This window comes from Aliivibrio sp. EL58 (assembly GCF_900312675.1).
Taxonomy (GTDB): Bacteria; Pseudomonadota; Gammaproteobacteria; order Enterobacterales; family Vibrionaceae; genus Aliivibrio.
Map to the genome: position 1 here is coordinate 348,869 of NZ_OMPC01000012.1, position 16,853 is coordinate 365,721.

General features: G+C 39.8%; 14 protein-coding genes and 9 tRNA genes. 21 read left to right on the forward strand and 2 right to left on the reverse strand.

The window, feature by feature from the left end:
• Nucleotides 1–167: 167 nt before the first annotated feature.
• The 17 genes from ED622_RS19710 to luxS all read left to right on the forward strand — a co-directional run bounded on the left by ED622_RS19710 (nucleotide 168) and on the right by luxS (nucleotide 11,256).
• Nucleotides 168–260 (forward strand) — tRNA-Ser (locus ED622_RS19710).
• A 50-nt stretch (nucleotides 261–310) separates the two neighbouring features.
• Nucleotides 311–387: transfer RNA gene (locus tag ED622_RS19715), tRNA-Arg, on the forward strand.
• A 76-nt stretch (nucleotides 388–463) separates the two neighbouring features.
• Nucleotides 464–556: transfer RNA gene (locus ED622_RS19720), tRNA-Ser, on the forward strand.
• A gap of 50 nt (nucleotides 557–606) precedes the next feature.
• Nucleotides 607–683, forward strand: a tRNA-Arg gene (locus ED622_RS19725).
• Between the two features lie 67 nt (nucleotides 684–750).
• Nucleotides 751–827: transfer RNA gene (locus ED622_RS19730), tRNA-Arg, on the forward strand.
• Nucleotides 828–892: 65 nt separating this feature from the next.
• A tRNA-Arg gene (locus tag ED622_RS19735) sits at nucleotides 893–969 on the forward strand.
• 67 nt (nucleotides 970–1,036) lie between these two features.
• Nucleotides 1,037–1,113, forward strand: a tRNA-Arg gene (locus ED622_RS19740).
• Nucleotides 1,114–1,178: 65 nt separating this feature from the next.
• Nucleotides 1,179–1,255 (forward strand) — tRNA-Arg (locus ED622_RS19745).
• 68 nt (nucleotides 1,256–1,323) lie between these two features.
• A tRNA-Arg gene (locus tag ED622_RS19750) sits at nucleotides 1,324–1,400 on the forward strand.
• A gap of 331 nt (nucleotides 1,401–1,731) precedes the next feature.
• Nucleotides 1,732–1,983, forward strand: coding sequence for an oxaloacetate decarboxylase subunit gamma (locus ED622_RS19755; protein ID WP_122036722.1), 252 nt, complete (start codon nucleotides 1,732–1,734; stop codon nucleotides 1,981–1,983).
• A 37-nt stretch (nucleotides 1,984–2,020) separates the two neighbouring features.
• Nucleotides 2,021–3,808, forward strand: a complete 1,788-nt coding sequence (oadA, locus tag ED622_RS19760; RefSeq protein ID WP_122036723.1) for a sodium-extruding oxaloacetate decarboxylase subunit alpha — start codon at nucleotides 2,021–2,023, stop codon at nucleotides 3,806–3,808.
• Nucleotides 3,809–3,820: 12 nt separating this feature from the next.
• Nucleotides 3,821–4,951, forward strand: coding sequence for a sodium ion-translocating decarboxylase subunit beta (locus ED622_RS19765; RefSeq protein WP_122036724.1), 1,131 nt, complete (start codon nucleotides 3,821–3,823; stop codon nucleotides 4,949–4,951).
• A gap of 95 nt (nucleotides 4,952–5,046) precedes the next feature.
• On the forward strand, nucleotides 5,047–5,478 hold the full coding sequence (locus tag ED622_RS19770) for a YqaA family protein (protein ID WP_122036759.1): 432 nt from the start codon (nucleotides 5,047–5,049) through the stop codon (nucleotides 5,476–5,478).
• An 8-nt stretch (nucleotides 5,479–5,486) separates the two neighbouring features.
• Nucleotides 5,487–8,339, forward strand: coding sequence for a pitrilysin family protein (locus tag ED622_RS19775; protein WP_122036725.1), 2,853 nt, complete (start codon nucleotides 5,487–5,489; stop codon nucleotides 8,337–8,339).
• Between the two features lie 135 nt (nucleotides 8,340–8,474).
• Complete coding sequence (gene gshA / locus ED622_RS19780) at nucleotides 8,475–10,040, forward strand: glutamate--cysteine ligase (RefSeq protein WP_122036726.1); 1,566 nt, start codon at nucleotides 8,475–8,477, stop codon at nucleotides 10,038–10,040.
• Nucleotides 10,041–10,107: 67 nt separating this feature from the next.
• Complete coding sequence (locus ED622_RS19785) at nucleotides 10,108–10,707, forward strand: hypothetical protein (protein ID WP_122036727.1); 600 nt, start codon at nucleotides 10,108–10,110, stop codon at nucleotides 10,705–10,707.
• A gap of 30 nt (nucleotides 10,708–10,737) precedes the next feature.
• Nucleotides 10,738–11,256 (forward strand): S-ribosylhomocysteine lyase, encoded by a 519-nt coding sequence (luxS, locus tag ED622_RS19790; protein WP_122036728.1) that lies wholly within the window; start codon nucleotides 10,738–10,740, stop codon nucleotides 11,254–11,256.
• 56 nt (nucleotides 11,257–11,312) lie between these two features.
• Here luxS and ED622_RS19795 read toward each other — a convergent pair whose 3' ends face one another.
• Both ED622_RS19795 and ED622_RS19800 read right to left on the reverse strand, forming a co-directional pair.
• A complete protein-coding gene (locus ED622_RS19795; RefSeq protein ID WP_122036729.1) occupies nucleotides 11,313–12,587 on the reverse strand; it encodes an HlyC/CorC family transporter in 1,275 nt (424 codons plus the stop codon).
• Nucleotides 12,588–12,688: 101 nt separating this feature from the next.
• Entirely contained in the window at nucleotides 12,689–13,483 is a 795-nt protein-coding gene (locus ED622_RS19800) for an inner membrane protein YpjD (RefSeq protein WP_122036730.1), read from the reverse strand.
• Nucleotides 13,484–13,634: 151 nt separating this feature from the next.
• On the opposite strand from ED622_RS19800, the gene ffh reads away from it, so the two are divergent.
• The 4 genes from ffh to trmD all read left to right on the forward strand — a co-directional run bounded on the left by ffh (nucleotide 13,635) and on the right by trmD (nucleotide 16,846).
• A complete protein-coding gene (gene ffh, locus ED622_RS19805) occupies nucleotides 13,635–15,011 on the forward strand; it encodes a signal recognition particle protein (protein WP_122036731.1) in 1,377 nt (458 codons plus the stop codon).
• Between the two features lie 260 nt (nucleotides 15,012–15,271).
• A complete protein-coding gene (gene rpsP, locus ED622_RS19810) occupies nucleotides 15,272–15,520 on the forward strand; it encodes a 30S ribosomal protein S16 (RefSeq protein WP_026025303.1) in 249 nt (82 codons plus the stop codon).
• A 26-nt stretch (nucleotides 15,521–15,546) separates the two neighbouring features.
• A complete protein-coding gene (gene rimM, locus ED622_RS19815) occupies nucleotides 15,547–16,074 on the forward strand; it encodes a ribosome maturation factor RimM (protein WP_045101316.1) in 528 nt (175 codons plus the stop codon).
• Between the two features lie 22 nt (nucleotides 16,075–16,096).
• On the forward strand, nucleotides 16,097–16,846 hold the full coding sequence (trmD, locus tag ED622_RS19820) for a tRNA (guanosine(37)-N1)-methyltransferase TrmD (RefSeq protein WP_122036732.1): 750 nt from the start codon (nucleotides 16,097–16,099) through the stop codon (nucleotides 16,844–16,846).
• Nucleotides 16,847–16,853: the final 7 nt, after the last annotated feature.

Below are 16,853 nucleotides of genomic sequence, written 5' to 3' on the forward strand. Positions count from 1 at the left end.
GTGAAAATAAACAGAAACAAGGTACAAACAAAGGCACAAACCACGTATAACGTTCTATTTTTGCTCATTTTGGTTGTTTCATAGGCTGTTGAACAAAAAGCGTTATTTTTTACTTAAAAAGTCATTGACATATTTTTGGTAAACCGTAATATGTGCCTCCTCAACACGGTGAGGTGGCCGAGAGGCTGAAGGCGCTCCCCTGCTAAGGGAGTATGCGGCTTATACCCGCATCGAGGGTTCGAATCCCTCCTTCACCGCCATTATTTGTTTCTGTTGGTTTCGGTCAGCAAGAACATAAAAGAATTATTGTGCGCTAGTAGCTCAGCTGGATAGAGTACCTGGCTACGAACCAGGCGGTCGGAGGTTCGAATCCTCCCTGGCGCACCATTCTTTTTATTGATGAATTTATTTGTCAATAACAGTGATTGTTTGCAGATAATCACAAATAAGCGAAATACAAAACGGTGAGGTGGCCGAGAGGCTGAAGGCGCTCCCCTGCTAAGGGAGTATGCGGCTTATACCCGCATCGAGGGTTCGAATCCCTCCTTCACCGCCATTATTTGTTTCTGTTGGTTTCGGTCAGCAAGAACATAAAAGAATTATTGTGCGCTAGTAGCTCAGCTGGATAGAGTACCTGGCTACGAACCAGGCGGTCGGAGGTTCGAATCCTCCCTGGCGCACCATTTTTTCTTTTTGTAACTGTTTATTAATTACAATATAGAGTTGCAAAGACAATTAGAATTATACTGTGCGCTAGTAGCTCAGCTGGATAGAGTACCTGGCTACGAACCAGGCGGTCGGAGGTTCGAATCCTCCCTGGCGCACCATATTTCTTTTTGTAACTGTTTATCGGTTACGATACATAGTTGCAAAGACAATCAGAATTAACTGTGCGCTAGTAGCTCAGCTGGATAGAGTACCTGGCTACGAACCAGGCGGTCGGAGGTTCGAATCCTCCCTGGCGCACCATTTTTTCTTTTTGTAACTGCTTATTGGTTACAATATAAAGTTACAAAGACAATTAGAATTATACTGTGCGCTAGTAGCTCAGCTGGATAGAGTACCTGGCTACGAACCAGGCGGTCGGAGGTTCGAATCCTCCCTGGCGCACCATATTTCTTTTTGTAACTGTTTATCGGTTACGATACATAGTTACAAAGACAATCAGAATTAACTGTGCGCTAGTAGCTCAGCTGGATAGAGTACCTGGCTACGAACCAGGCGGTCGGAGGTTCGAATCCTCCCTGGCGCACCATTTTTTCTTTTTGTAACTGTTTATTGGTTACAATACTATATAGTTACAAAGACAATTAGAATTACTGTGCGCTAGTAGCTCAGCTGGATAGAGTACCTGGCTACGAACCAGGCGGTCGGAGGTTCGAATCCTCCCTGGCGCACCATTCTTTAAAAGAACCCGATCTTTATGGTCGGGTTTTTTTATGCCTATAAGAAATCAAGTTAATTAATTGATACTATTATTAAATGATTTGAAATTTAGGTTATTATTAGGTAGTTTGATTGTAATCAGTTTATATTAAAGATAAAGGTGGCAGTGTATGGATATATCTCGCCATTTTATTCTTTTTTGAATATATTTAGATTGTTTCGAGTTTGACAAAAACTTTGATGTCGAGATAATCACTCTTTCTTTTTAGAATAAAAGAACAAAATTCGTTAGTAAGTAACATACTAAATTGTACATTGTCACTATCATCATAAAAGGAATAAAAGATGACAGACATTGGAAGTCTACTATTGGAAGCTGCAACGCTAATGCTAACTGGCATGGGCGTCGTATTTGTATTCCTCACCATTCTAGTCTACCTAGTTCAACTCATGTCTAAGTTGTTGCCTGTGGAGTTACCTCCAAAACAGGTACTAGCTGTCCAAAAAAATCTAGATCCCGATCAAACAACAGTACAGCCTCAAGTTATTGCGGCAATTTCTGCTGCGGTTAAATTACACCGTCAAAAGCATAAATAATCTGTTTTAGGAAAATTATTACAAGGAGTTTGTAAGTATGTCTAAACCACTTTCTATCACTGATGTGGTACTTCGTGACGCCCATCAATCACTCTTCGCGACTCGTATGCGCGTTGAAGATATGCTGCCAATTGCTGAGCAGTTGGATAAGATAGGCTATTGGTCATTAGAAACATGGGGCGGTGCAACTTTCGATGCCTGCATTCGTTATCTAGGCGAAGATCCGTGGGAGCGTTTGCGTTTATTGAAAAAGGCGATGCCTAATACACCAATGCAAATGCTATTGCGTGGTCAAAACTTATTAGGTTACCGTCATTATGCGGATGATGTAGTAGAAAAGTTCGTTGAACGAGCTCATGCCAACGGTATGGACGTATTCCGTATATTTGATGCGATGAATGACGTAAGAAACTTTCAAACAGCAGTAAAAGCAGCGATTGATGTTGGTGCTCACGCACAAGGCACACTTTCTTATACCACTAGTCCTGTACATAATTTAGAGACATGGGTTGATTTAGCAAAACGTCTTGAAGATTTAGGCTGTCACTCTTTATGTATTAAAGACATGTCAGGCTTACTTAAGCCATATGAAGCAGAAGAGCTAATCACTCGAATCAAAGCATCGTGTGATGTTCCTCTGGCGTTACATAGCCATGCAACAACGGGTTTATCTACAGCTACAGCATTAAAGGCCGTTGAAGCGGGCATTGATATTCTAGATACGGCTATCTCTTCTATGAGCCAAACTTATGGACATACACCAACAGAAACTGTAGTGGCAATGCTAGAAGGTACTGGTCGTGATACTAATCTTAACCTTGAACAACTAGAACCGATTGCAACTTATTTCCGTGAAGTTCGTAAGAAATATGCGAAATTTGAAGGAAAAATGAAAGGTGTTGATTCACGAATCCTTATTGCTCAAGTTCCTGGTGGAATGCTAACGAATATGGAAAGCCAACTTAAAGAGCAGGGTGCTGCTGATAAGATGGATGAAGTATTGTTGGAGATCCCTAAAGTTCGTAAAGATCTTGGCTATATTCCATTAGTTACGCCGACCTCTCAAATAGTCGGTACTCAAGCGGTGATTAATGTTCTTACCGGTGAGCGCTATAAGAGCATCACAAAAGAAACCGCTGGTGTACTTAAAGGTGAGTATGGTGCTGCTCCTGCTGCCGTTGATGCAGAGTTACAAGCACGAGTATTGGATGGTGCAGAAGCGATTACTTGTCGACCTGCTGATCTATTGAAATCTGAGCTTCACACTTTAACTGATGAATTGATTGCAAAAGCTAAAGAAGACAACATTGAATTAGCAGAACAACAAGTTGATGACGTTCTTACTTATGCATTGTTTCCACAAGTGGGTCTTAAGTTTCTTAACAATCGTAATAACCCAGATGCTTTTGAACCAGCCCCTGGTACAGAAAAAGACGAAGACGAAGACACTGTAAAAGTAGTTCCGGGTAAAGGTGGTGTTGAATCTTACAGCGTTAAAGTTGATGGGCAGATTTATAATGTTGAAGTTGGCCCACAAGGCGTAATTTCTTCAGTTGCTCCAGTATCAGGACAACCAGCACCGGTTCAATCACCTCAGTTATCTGCCGTTGATGCAGAGTCAGTGGATGCACCATTAGCGGGTAATATTTTTAAAGTATTGGTTCAGCCAGGCGCAGAAGTGGTTGAAGGTGATGTACTACTTATTCTTGAAGCGATGAAGATGGAAACTGAAATCAGAGCATCACGTAATGGTACCGTGCAGGATATTTTAACTAAGGAAGGCGATGCGGTAGCTGTTGGTACACCGTTGCTTTCTCTAGCGTAAGGTAAGTTAAACATGGATGGTTTATTAATATTATGGAATGAAACCTCAATCGCTAATTTTAAGTTTGAACAACTTATTATGATTTTAGTGGGTTGTGGCCTTTTGTTCTTAGCGATAAAAAAAGGATTTGAGCCATTACTACTGTTACCAATTGGTTTTGGTGCAGTATTGGCTAATATTCCAAATGCAGGCTTTACTGAGCCTGGCGGCTTACTTTACTACGTCTATTACGTCGGGATTGAAACCGGTATTTTCCCACTTCTGATCTTTATGGGAGTTGGGGCAATGACGGACTTTGGAGCGTTAATTGCGAATCCAAAAACGTTATGGCTTGGTGCCGCGGCGCAAGTAGGTATTTTTGCTACATTATTTGGCGCAATCTTACTTAACTTTGTTCCTGGGATGGAGTTTACGCTAGCTGACGCTTCATCAATTGCAATTATTGGTGGTGCTGATGGGCCTACCGCTATTTTCTTAGCCAGTAAGCTATCGCCTGATTTATTAGGGGCAATTGCTGTTGCTGCATATAGTTATATGGCATTAGTTCCAATTATTCAGCCGCCGATCATGAGGGCACTAACAACACCAGAAGAGCGTCAAATTAAGATGGCTCAACTGCGTCATGTTGGCAAAGCAGAGAAGATCATTTTCCCTCTTGCGGTATTATTGATGACGATTCTATTTTTACCATCAGCAACACCACTGGTTGGGATGTTCTGTTTAGGTAATTTGATGAAAGAATCTGGTGTGGTTGATCGTTTATCGAATACTGCTCAAAATGAACTGATCAATGTAGTGACTATTTTCTTAGGGCTAGGTGTTGGATCAAAACTAGAAGCTGAGACATTTTTGAATGTTGAAACCTTAGGTATTCTACTACTGGGCGCGGTTGCCTTTAGTGTAGGTACTGCTGGTGGTTTAATTATGGCTAAGATCTTAAACAAATATTCGAAAGAAGATATTAACCCATTAATTGGTGCCGCTGGAGTATCTGCAGTACCAATGGCTGCTCGTGTTGTGAATAAAGTAGGACTAGAGGCAAACCCTCAAAACTTCTTATTGATGCATGCGATGGGGCCTAATGTCGCTGGTGTACTTGGTTCCGCGGTGGCTGCGGGTATCTTATTGGCACTTGTAGGTTAACATTGAACAAAACTTAACAATAAAAAGGGTGCAGATGCACCCTTTTTTATTTTATGCTTATTGCATATATTTTAGTTAATGGAATTAATGCAATCATGTTTGATTGGTTTAATGCAGATTCTGCATTATGGGTATTATTTAGTTCAGGATTTTTAAGTGCGACTTTATTACCTGGAGCATCAGAAGCCAGTTTAATTGCAGCGTTAAAATTAGACAGCTTTTCAATGTGGACTGTTATTGCTGTAGCAACATTGGGAAATACACTGGGTGGCATAACAAATTATTGGCTTGGTTTGTTACTTCCTGATAAAACTTCTTCACAGAAACATGGTCATAAAGCCATTAAATGGTTAAAAAAGTATGGTTATTGGACGTTATTGTTCAGTTGGTTACCGGTTATAGGTGATCCTCTCTGCCTCGCTGCAGGGTGGCTACGAATGAAATTTTGGCCATGCATAATTTTAATTGGAATAGGAAAGGCTGCACGATATCTTTTACTATCGCTCGCGGTAAACGGAATTTTATAGGAATTAAAATGAAAAAATTATTAGCTCTGTCGATAGTATTGGCTTTGTCTGGGTGCAGTAATTCAGAATTTGAAGCACCAAAAAAATCAGACTTACCTCAAGGTGTCACCTTAATTGAGCAAGTATTACCAAAAGAAGGGACAACGGTTATTCCATACCAAAAATACACATTAGAAAATGGATTAACGGTTATTTTAAGTCCTGATCATTCTGATCCGCTTGTGCATGTTGATGTTACTTATCATGTAGGCTCAGCACGAGAAGAGATCGGGAAATCAGGATTTGCACACTTCTTTGAGCACATGATGTTCCAAGGCTCTGAAAATGTTGGTGATCAGCAACACTTTAAAATCATCACAGAAGCGGGTGGTACGCTAAATGGCACCACGAACCGTGACCGAACGAATTACTTTGAAACCGTACCTGCTAATCAATTAGAAAAAATGCTCTGGCTAGAGTCAGATCGTATGGGATTCTTGATTGACGCCGTTTCTCAAAAGAAATTTGAGATCCAACGTAGTACGGTGAAGAATGAACGTGGACAGAACTATGATAACCGTCCATACGGACTGATTTATGAGCGTATGGGAGAAGCGTTATTTCCACAAGGTCATCCTTATTCATGGCAGACAATTGGCTATGTTGAAGATTTAGACCGTGTAGATGTCAATGATCTTAAAGCCTTTTTCCTACGTTGGTACGGCCCTAATAATGCAGTAATCACTATCGGTGGTGATTTAGACAGCAAACAAACACTAGAGTGGGTGAACAAATACTTTGGTTCAATCCCTCGTGGACCAGAAGTTGAAAATGCACCAAAGCAACCTGTGACGTTGACAGAAAATCGCTTTATTACCCTAGAAGATAGAATTCAACAGCCGATGGTAATGATTGGTTGGCCTACGACTTACCGAGGCGAGGAAACGGAAGCCAGTCTCGATATGTTAGCTACTTTGCTTGGTAATGGTAAAACAAGCTTACTTTATCAAGAGCTAGTGAAGACAGGTAAAGTTGTCGATACTGGTGCATTTCATGACTGTGCTGAGCTGTCGTGTACCATGTATGTTTATGCCATGACAGACTCTGGTGACAACAACGGTTTAGCGTCTGCATACAGCGAGATTATGGATGTTCTGGAGAAGTTTGAAAAAGAAGGAGTATCAAAAGAAGACTTAGCTGAAGTGCAGGGGAGTGCAGAAGCTGGGGCGATATTTGGTCTACAATCTGTATCAGGAAAAGTATCTCAACTTGCGTCAAATGAGACATTCTATGGTCAGCCTAACCAGCTAGAAAAACAACTAGCAGAGTTAAAAGCCGTGACTCCTGAAAAAGTGTCTCAAGCATTCGATACCTACATCGCGAACAAATATAAAGTGACGTTGAGTGTTGTGCCTAAAGGGAAAACACAACTTCAAGTTGAAAAGCCAAACTTTATTACGCCTAAGCGAGAATTGCCTGAATATCAAAAACTCGATGAAAATGATTTAGAAGTACGTAAAGCAGTTGATGATTTTGATCGTTCTATTATGCCTCAACCATCAAAGGGCGTTACTGCAACAACACCTGATATCTATCGTGCAAAATTGACTAACGATATTGAAATATTAGGAACTGAAGCCATTGAGACGCCAACCATTCAATTACAAATAGCGATACCTGCAGGTAATCGATATGTAGTAAGAGGAAAGGAAGGTTTAGCTGAGCTGACTGCGGCAATGATGGAAGAAGGAACAACAGAGCGTTCTGCAGAAGATATTCAAAAAGAGTTGGATAAATTAGGCAGTTCAATCTCATTTAACACAGGCACTTATACGACGACAATTTCAATAGCATCGCTTACGAAGAATATCGATCAAACTCTAGCGATCGTTAATGACATGCTATTTTCCCCTGCCTTTAAAGAGGCTGATTTTGAGCGCTTACAAAAACAAGCGGTTGAAGGGTTAGTGTATGAGCATCAGAAGCCATCGTGGTTAGCGTCCCAAGCGACTCGTGAGGTTTTATTTGACGGAACTATTTTTGATCGTGCCCCTGATGGGTCATTGGAATCAGTTAAGAGTTTAACGATTGATGATATAAAACAATTCTATAAAGAGAACTATACGCCAATTGGTACTCAAGTTGTTTCTGTTGGGGACATTACTAAATCAGATCTTGTATCTAAATTATCTTTCTTAGCTGCTTGGCAAGGAGAAGCGCCACGTTTATTAGCACCACAGAAACTACCGGTGTTGAATCAGCAAAAAATCTATCTGGTCAATAAACCGAATGCACCGCAGAGTGTGATCCGTTTTGTTCGTCAAGGTATGCAATATGATGCAACCGGAGAGCTATATAAAACTCAGCTAGCTAATTTTAATTTGGGCGGCAACTTCAATAGTAGAATTAACCAAAATCTTCGTGAAGATAAAGGCTATACCTATGGTGCTGGAGGCTCTTTATTTGGTAATAAAGAAATTGGGATGTCGATTTTCTATGCTCAAGTTCGTGCAGACGTCACTTTAGAATCAATCCAAGAATTTATCTCTGAAATGAAAAAGTTTGAAACTGATGGTATGACGATGGATGAATTAAATTTCATGCGTTTAGCCGTAGGCCAACAAGATGCGCTAAAGTATGAAACGCCGAGTCAGAAAGCGAGTTTATTAGGTAAGATCTTAACTTACTCGTTAGATGAAGATTTTATCGATGAGCAAAATGAGTTGATAGCAACATTGGGCAGAAGTGATCTCAATACATTGGCTTCAAAATGGTTTGACCCGACACAATATCAAATAATTGTTGTTGGTGATGAAAAATCATTAATGCCAAAATTGAAAACACTAGGGTTACCAATAGAGTTACTAACCCCTAAGAAGTAAATTTTATTAGAAAGACGGCAATATCAAGCATATATTGCCGTTTTTTCATATCCAACTCTCATTAAAATTTGTTAGTATCTCAGGATATAAATCAACATTGTGATGTTGAACTTACCTCAATAGCGAGATTGTATTTTGACCGAATTTATCAACCGATTACAGAAAGTCGCTTCCAATCCTAAGGCATTTAAAAAAATAGGCCGAGGAATTGAAAGAGAGACCCTAAGATTTACTCTAGGTGCATCGCTTTCTTCTAAGCCACATCCAGTAGGCGTAGGTTCAGCATTAACGCATAAATACATAACGACAGATTTTGCAGAGTCTTTATTAGAGTTTATTACGCCTGTATCAAACGATGTGGATACAGTAATACAACAACTTGAAGATGTGCATCACTATACAGTTTCACACATGGGTGAAGAGAAGCTATGGCCACTTTCGATGCCATGTTTTGTTACTCATGATGATGATATTACGCTGGCCCAATATGGCTCATCAAATGTTGGTCAACTTAAAACAACCTACCGTGAAGGCTTAAAGCGTCGATATGGTAGTGTGATGCAAGTGATCTCTGGTGTGCATTTTAATTTCTCTTTCTCAACAGAATTCTGGGATGAGTTATTTGGCGCGCAATCAGAAGAAGAAAGAAAAGCTTCTGTCTCTGACGCTTATTTTGGTTTAATCCGAAATTACTACCGTTTTGGCTGGTTAATTCCGTACTTCTTTGGTGCGTCTCCTGCGCTATGTAGTTCATTTATTCAAGGTCGTGAAACGGCAATGGAATTTGAATCACTGGGTAAAACATTGTATTTACCTTATGCAACCTCATTACGTTTAAGTGATCTTGGGTACACCAATGATTCTCAAAGTGACTTAAAAATTAGTTTAAACAGCGTTAATGAATATGTTGATGGTTTAAATAAAGCCATCCGAATGCCTTCAGAAGAATTTGCAAAAATAGGATTAAAAGAAGGTGATAAACAGATTCAATTGAATGCGAATGTATTGCAAATTGAAAACGAACTTTACGCTCCAATTCGCCCTAAGCGTGTAGCAAAAAATGGTGAAAGACCTTCAGTTGCTCTAGAGAATGATGGCGTTGAGTATATTGAGGTTCGTTCATTGGATGTAAATCCATTTAGCCCTGTTGGGGTTGATAAAGACCAAGTGCGATTCTTAGACTTATTCCTAACATGGGCAGTATTAACTGACTCAGCACCGATGAATGACAGTGAAATGGCGTGCTGGAAAGATAATTGGAATAAGATCGTTGAAAAAGGCCGTAAGCCAGGTTTAGAGCTGCAAATTGGCTGCCAAGGTGAGCGATTAACTCAAAAAGCATGGGCTGAACGAGTATTTGCTGATTTACTTATTATCGCTAAAGAGATGGATGCGATTAATGGCGATAATGAATACCAACAAACCCATCAACGTTTAACGGCAATGATCAATGATCCTGAACTAACGATATCAGGTCGATTATTAGCTGAAACGAAGAAAGGTGGCGGTATTGGAACGGTTGGTTGTGAATTGGCGGTAAAACATCGTGAAACTCACTTAAATCACCAATACAACTTTTATAGTAAAAAAGAGTTGGATGCAGAAGTTGAGCGTTCTATTCTTGCCCAGAAAGAAATCGAAAATGCAGATACACAATCATTTTCTGATTATTTAGAAGATTACTTTAGTTACTTGAAGTAACTGAGGTTAGATTAAACAAAGCACTGTTATTTGATGAGTAACAGTGCTTTTTTATTGAGTGATAATAATGAATTATAAACTGATAATTGTTGCAGTAACATTTTCGATATTAACAGGGTGTGCGACCGCTCCTCCAACGAAACAAGATAATTTGTGTGATATTTTTCGTGAAAAAAGTGGTTGGTATGATGATGCCAAAGACATGACTGAAGAGTATGGAACCCCTATCAATGTTGCTATGGCCATTATGAAGCAAGAGAGTAGCTTTCGTTCTGATGTGCGTCCTCCAAGAACAAAACTGCTTGGCTTTATTCCTTGGAGTCGTCCAAGCTCTGCTTATGGCTACGCTCAGGCGCAAGATCCAGTATGGGGTGAATATGAAGATGCAACCGGTGGTGGGTCACGCAGTAGTTTTGATGATGCGATAATGTTTATAGGTTGGTATACTGACGGTACGCAAAAGCGTTTAGGTATTTCTAAATGGGATCCTTACAACCAGTACCTTGCTTATCATGAAGGTAGAGGTGGATACAAACGCAAAAGCTACCAAAGTAAACCACAATTGATTAAGATAGCTCGTAAGGTTGAATCTCAAGCGAAGACATATGGCTGGCAATTAAAGCAATGTAAAGCTGAGCTTGAACGACAAAGTAGTTGGTGGTGGTAAGCCATCATTCATAAATTAAAGGATTAGAATATGCCACTATTAGATAGCTTCACTGTAGATCATACTCGTATGGAAGCGCCTGCTGTTCGTGTTGCAAAGACAATGCAAACCCCTAAGGGTGATACGATCACGGTATTTGATTTACGTTTTACTGCACCAAATAAAGACATCTTATCTGAGAAAGGCATTCATACGTTAGAGCATTTATATGCTGGCTTTATGCGAAATCATCTTAATGGTTCTTCTGTTGAAATCATCGATATTTCACCTATGGGCTGCCGCACTGGTTTTTACATGAGCTTAATTGGTACGCCAGTAGAGCAAACTGTTGCTGACGCTTGGATTGCTTCAATGGAAGATGTGTTAAAAGTAGAAGCTCAGAACAAGATCCCTGAACTTAATGAATATCAGTGCGGTACTTACGCAATGCATTCGTTAGAAGAAGCAAAAGCAATCGCGACGGCTATTCTAGCTTCAGGTATTCGAGTAAATAAAAACGATGAGCTTGCATTACCTGATTCAATGCTAAAAGAGCTGTCTGTTGATTAATTTTATAATTCATTGATATAAAAAAGCCCGTATAAAAACGGGCTTTTTTTATGCTGTTATTTTGTATCTTCGGGACTAGGAAATACTTTAACTAAATTGATTTTATTCTCTTCAACCGCAATAATTTTCATATTATGCTGTTCGATCTCAAGGCTAATTTCAGTCTCTGGGATCTCTTCTAAATGTTCGAGGATTAAACCATTTAATGTTCTTGGCCCATCGGTAGGCAAGTCCCACTTTAGTCCTTTGTTAATATCTCGAATATTAGCGCTGCCTTCAATCATGAAGCTGCCATCAGGTTGAGGCGTGATCTCTTCGGCTAAGCTTGGTGCCATAGACGTTGTAAACTCTCCGACAATTTCTTCTAAAATATCTTCAAGTGTAATTAACCCTTGGATGTCACCATATTCATCAACAACCAATCCAATACGTTCTTTGTTTCGTTGAAACTTAAGTAGTTGGCTATTTAATGGCGTTGCTTCAGGAATAAAGTAAATCTCATCTGCCGCTCTTAAAAGCGTTTCTTTAGTAAATTCATTCTTCTCAAGCATTAAACGATATGATTCACGTAAGCGTAGCATACCAACGACTTCGTCAATTTGGTCACGGTACAGAACAATACGACCATGAGGTGAGTGTGCTAGTTGGCGTGAAATAGATTTCCAATCATCATTGATATCAATGCCCGTGATTTCACTACGAGGAACCATGATGTCGTTCACAGTTACGTGTTCAAGATCGAGAATAGAGATTAGCATGTCTTGGTGACGACGAGGGATCAGGCCACCCGCTTCATGAACAACGGTTCTAAGTTCTTCTGAGCTTAGGTTATCTTTATCACTATGGTTTGCGCCAAGCCCAAGAAGTTTAAGAAAACCATTGGTAATAAAGTTCACTAAGATAACTAATGGAGAAAGTATCTTCATTAGCACGTTCAATACGATACTACTACTGTAAGAAACACGCTCTGGATACATAGCCGCAAGGGTTTTTGGTGTTACTTCCGCAAAGACAAGGATAACAAGTGTTAGTACACCAGTGGCAATAGCTACACCATAATCACCATAAAGACGCATACCAAGAATGGTGGCTATCGCTGAGGCTAGGATATTTACGAGGTTATTACCAATAAGGATAAGACCGATAAGACGATCAGGACGGCTTAGTAATTTTTCTACGCGCTTCGCCCCTTTGTGCCCTTGATTAGAAAGGTGCTTTAGGCGATAGCGGTTTAACGACATCATGCCCGTTTCAGAGCTTGAGAAGTAACCTGACATAACAATGAGTATAGCTAGTAAAGTAAATAGGGCGCCTGTTGATATGTCGTCCAAGTGTCTTGATCCTCATTTTAAAAATATAGTATATCGTATTTACAGCATTAACAGAAAGTGTGTCAACTTTGATCATGAAAAGTGAGTTAGCTATCGTTAAATTAAGTTAAAATTATCTCTTGAACGAAACGACTACCAAAATAAGCCAGTGTTAATATAAATGCACCAATAAGGCTAAACCATAAAGCTTTTTGTCCACGCCAACCTTGGCGGTAATGTCCCCAAGTTAATACGGCGTAAATTACCCATGCGATAAAAGAAAGAACCGCTTTATGCATCTTGCCTTGAGCGACCATATCCTGAATGAATGTGAAGCCGGTCAATAATGTGAGAGTTAATAATCCTAAACCGACCAGAATGATCTTGAAAAGTTGGCGTTCTACCATCATTAATGGTGGAAGGTTTGGATTAATGGTCAAAGATTTTTTCGTTTTTAATTTATGATCTAACCAAGCCAGTTGTAGTGCATATAGTGTGGCTATCATTAAGGTAGAATAAGCAAACAGTGCCAGAGAAATATGAATTAATAAACTTGGATGAGTTTCTAAGTGAGTAATAAAGGCGCCAGGGAGAAATGTTGCAGCTAATAAGTTAATCGCTGAAAAGCTATAAACAACAGGCAGAATAAACCACACTCTAAATTTGAGCATAGAGACACTCATAACTAAAGAGATAATGAAGCTAATGAGAGAAGCGACATTTAAAATACTTAAGTTTTGTCCAAAGCTATTTAGAATGAGTTCTTTCAACTGCCAGGCGTGCAAAACCAGTGCAAGAAATGCACAAATAAAGACAATGTTTGCTTGGATTTTATTTTGGCTAGCTAAGCCTGGAATAACAAAACCTAACGCAAGAAAGTAAAAAAGAGCAGCACTAATTGCTGTAATCGTATCCATAATTCACTGATCATTTAGTTTATCAACATTTTGATTATACCCTTTAGAGGTCAATCTCGGTAGGTGTGATTCAGTTAGGATAAAAAATTTTCATTATAACGTCTCAGATTTAGGTATAATCGAGAAATGGTCGCAAAGTAGGCGCAAGAATATGTTTGATAATTTAACGGATAGACTATCCAAGACCCTGAAAAATATCAGTGGTAAAGGTCGATTAACAGAAGAAAACATTAAAGAAACACTGCGTGAAGTTCGTATGGCTCTATTAGAGGCAGACGTTGCTTTACCTGTGGTTCGTGATTTTGTTAAGCGAGTAAAAGAAGGCGCTGTTGGGGTTGAAGTATCAAAAAGCCTAACTCCAGGCCAAGAGTTTATTAAGATCGTTCAGTCTGAACTAGAAGCGGTAATGGGGGATTCTAATGAAGCCCTTAATTTAGCTTGTCAGCCTCCTGCGGTTATTTTAATGGCAGGTTTACAAGGTGCGGGTAAAACAACCAGTACAGCTAAACTAGCAAAGCTATTAAAAGAAAGAGATAAAAAGAGTGTATTAGTTGTATCTGCCGATGTTTATCGTCCAGCTGCAATCAAACAGCTAGAAACATTAGCTGGAGAAGTTGAAGTAGATTTCTTCCCATCAACCGCAGATCAAAAACCAATTGATATTGTTGATGGTGCAATCAGCCATGCAAAATTAAAATTCTTTGATGTTGTCATTGTCGATACAGCAGGTCGTTTAGCTGTTGATGCTGAGATGATGGATGAAATTAAGCAACTTCATGCACATGTAAACCCAATTGAAACCCTGTTTGTTGTTGATGCAATGACAGGTCAAGATGCGGCGAATACGGCAAAAGCATTTGGTGATACGTTACCATTAACCGGTGTTATCTTAACGAAAGTTGATGGTGATGCTCGTGGTGGTGCTGCACTTTCTGTTCGTCACATTACAGGTAAGCCAGTTAAATTCTTAGGTGTTGGTGAAAAAACTGATGCACTAGAACCTTTTCATCCTGAGCGTATTGCATCACGTATCTTAGGCATGGGTGATGTTCTTTCTTTGATTGAAGATCTTGAAAAGAATGTAGATAAAGAAAAAGCTGAGAAGTTAGCGAAAAAATTCAAAGAGAAAAAAGGTTTTGATCTTGAAGACTTCCGTGAACAGCTTGGTCAAATGAAGAACATGGGTGGCATGATGGGCATGATGGATAAACTTCCAGGAATGTCTCAGCTACCAGATAATGTAAAAGATAAAGTTGATGACAAGATGTTTAATCAAATGGAAGCTATTATTAATTCCATGACGATGAAAGAACGTCAACGCCCTGAACTTATCAAAGGTTCTCGCAAAAAACGTATTGCAGCTGGTTCTGGTACTCAAGTACAAGATGTAAACCGTATGCTTAAACAATTTACTCAAATGCAGAAAATGATGAAAAAAATGCAGAAGGGTGGAATGAAAGGCATGATGCGTAATATGCAAGGCATGATGGGTGGAATGGGCGGAGGTATGGGTGGCTTTGGTCGCTAAGTACCGTTTGAAATTGTTAAAATCTATTAATTAGATAACAAGGTGCGACAAGTTAATTTATTGATAAATTTAACCTAGCGCACCTTTTTTACCCAATTTTTTCACTAATTACAGAAATAATTGGTGAAAAAGTAACTAAAGCCCTTGCATTGAAAGCTCATAAGAGTAAAATTCCGGGGCTTTATTTTGGCACGAGGGCTCAAGAAAAGATTATTTTTTTGGGCCAATTTAATTTTTGTACGAAGCAAATAGAGGACGATATGGTTACCATTCGTTTGGCACGTCACGGCGCTAAGAAGCGTCCATTTTATCAAATCGTAGTAGCGGACAGCCGTTTTAAATCAACTGGTCGTTACATTGAGAAAGTAGGTTTCTTTAACCCTACAGCACAAGGTCAAGAAGAAGGTCTTCGTTTAGATCTTGATCGCGTTAACCATTGGGTTGGTTTAGGCGCTGGTCTTTCTGATCGTGTAGCTAAGCTAGTTAAAGACGCTAACAAAGCGGCTTAATTTAGTTGGTTAAAGGTAAAGATTTTATGAGTAAGCAAGACGAAGTAATTGTTGTAGGTAAGTTCGGTGCTTCCTATGGTATTCGTGGATGGTTGAAAGTAGTTTCTTTTACTGATCAACCTGAAAGCATTTTCGATTACAAACCATTACTTGTAAAAGTAAAAGGTGAGTGGGTCGAGTTTTCAGTCGAAAGCTGGAAACGTCATAAAGGTTTGGTGTGCAAACTGGAAGGGTTAGAAGTTAGAGAAGAAGCTCAAACTTATACTAACCTAGAAATTGCAGTTAAAGCAGATGCACTGCCTGAGCTGTCAGAAGATGAATTCTACTGGCGTGAATTGTTTGGTATGGAAGTCGTTACAAGCCAAGGTTACGGCCTAGGTATTGTTGACGATATCTTTGAAACCGGATCAAACGATGTTCTTGTAGTCAAAGCAAACCTGAAAGATGCTTTTGGTAAAAAGGAACGTTTGATTCCTTTTATTGATGAGCAAGTGATCAAGTTAATTGATCGTGAGGCTCAACGGATCGAAGTTGACTGGGATCCTGGGTTCTAAACCCTAGGTAAAGCGAGGGCACATGTGGGTTGGGGTTATAAGCCTATTTCCTGAAATGTTCCGTTCGGTTACCGATTTTGGGGTAACTAGCCAAGCAATTAAAAAAGGTCTTTTATCTATAGAGACATGGAATCCTAGAGATTTCACTCAAGATAAACATCGCACTGTTGATGACCGACCTTATGGTGGTGGTCCTGGTATGTTAATGATGGTTCAGCCTTTGCGCGACGCCATTACTGCAGCCAGAGAAGCAGCACCAGGCAAAACGAAAGTGATTTACCTTTCACCTCAAGGCCGTACGCTGAATCAAGCTGGTGTTGAGGAGTTGGCAACAAGTGAGAATATAATTCTGATTTGTGGCCGATACGAAGGAGTAGATGAGCGCATAATACAATCCGAAGTTGACGAAGAATGGTCAATTGGTGATTTTGTGCTTACAGGTGGGGAACTCCCTGCTATGACGCTAATTGATTCTGTCTCTCGGTTTGTTCCGGGGGTGTTAGGAGATTTTGCGTCCGCTGAAGAAGATTCTTTTGCAGACGGTTTGTTAGATTGTCCGCACTATACAAGACCTGAGGTTTTGGATGGCAAGGAAGTACCTAGTGTACTTAAATCTGGGAATCATAAAGATATCGCTCGTTGGCGAATGAAACAATCGTTAGGCCGTACTTGGTTAAGAAGACCAGAGCTCCTGGGAAATCTAGCTCTGACTGACGAACAGGAATTATTACTAGCTGAATTTGTTCGTGAAGAACATCAGCAAAGTAAGTAATTAAGAA

Excerpts from the sequence above, each read along its gene's own strand:
- rpsP (WP_026025303.1), top strand. The coding sequence starts at position 15,272 with ATGGTTACCATTCGTTTGGCACGTCACGGCGCTAAGAAGCGTCCATTT.
- ffh (WP_122036731.1), top strand. The coding sequence starts at position 13,635 with ATGTTTGATAATTTAACGGATAGACTATCCAAGACCCTGAAAAATATC.
- ED622_RS19765 (WP_122036724.1), top strand. The coding sequence starts at position 3,821 with ATGGATGGTTTATTAATATTATGGAATGAAACCTCAATCGCTAATTTT.
- ED622_RS19775 (WP_122036725.1), top strand. The coding sequence starts at position 5,487 with ATGAAAAAATTATTAGCTCTGTCGATAGTATTGGCTTTGTCTGGGTGC.
- ED622_RS19770 (WP_122036759.1), top strand. The coding sequence starts at position 5,047 with ATGTTTGATTGGTTTAATGCAGATTCTGCATTATGGGTATTATTTAGT.
- ED622_RS19785 (WP_122036727.1), top strand. The coding sequence starts at position 10,108 with ATGAATTATAAACTGATAATTGTTGCAGTAACATTTTCGATATTAACA.
- luxS (WP_122036728.1), top strand. The coding sequence starts at position 10,738 with ATGCCACTATTAGATAGCTTCACTGTAGATCATACTCGTATGGAAGCG.
- ED622_RS19800 (WP_122036730.1), bottom strand. The coding sequence starts at position 13,483 with ATGGATACGATTACAGCAATTAGTGCTGCTCTTTTTTACTTTCTTGCG.
- trmD (WP_122036732.1), top strand. The coding sequence starts at position 16,097 with ATGTGGGTTGGGGTTATAAGCCTATTTCCTGAAATGTTCCGTTCGGTT.
- ED622_RS19755 (WP_122036722.1), top strand. The coding sequence starts at position 1,732 with ATGACAGACATTGGAAGTCTACTATTGGAAGCTGCAACGCTAATGCTA.
- rimM (WP_045101316.1), top strand. The coding sequence starts at position 15,547 with ATGAGTAAGCAAGACGAAGTAATTGTTGTAGGTAAGTTCGGTGCTTCC.
- oadA (WP_122036723.1), top strand. The coding sequence starts at position 2,021 with ATGTCTAAACCACTTTCTATCACTGATGTGGTACTTCGTGACGCCCAT.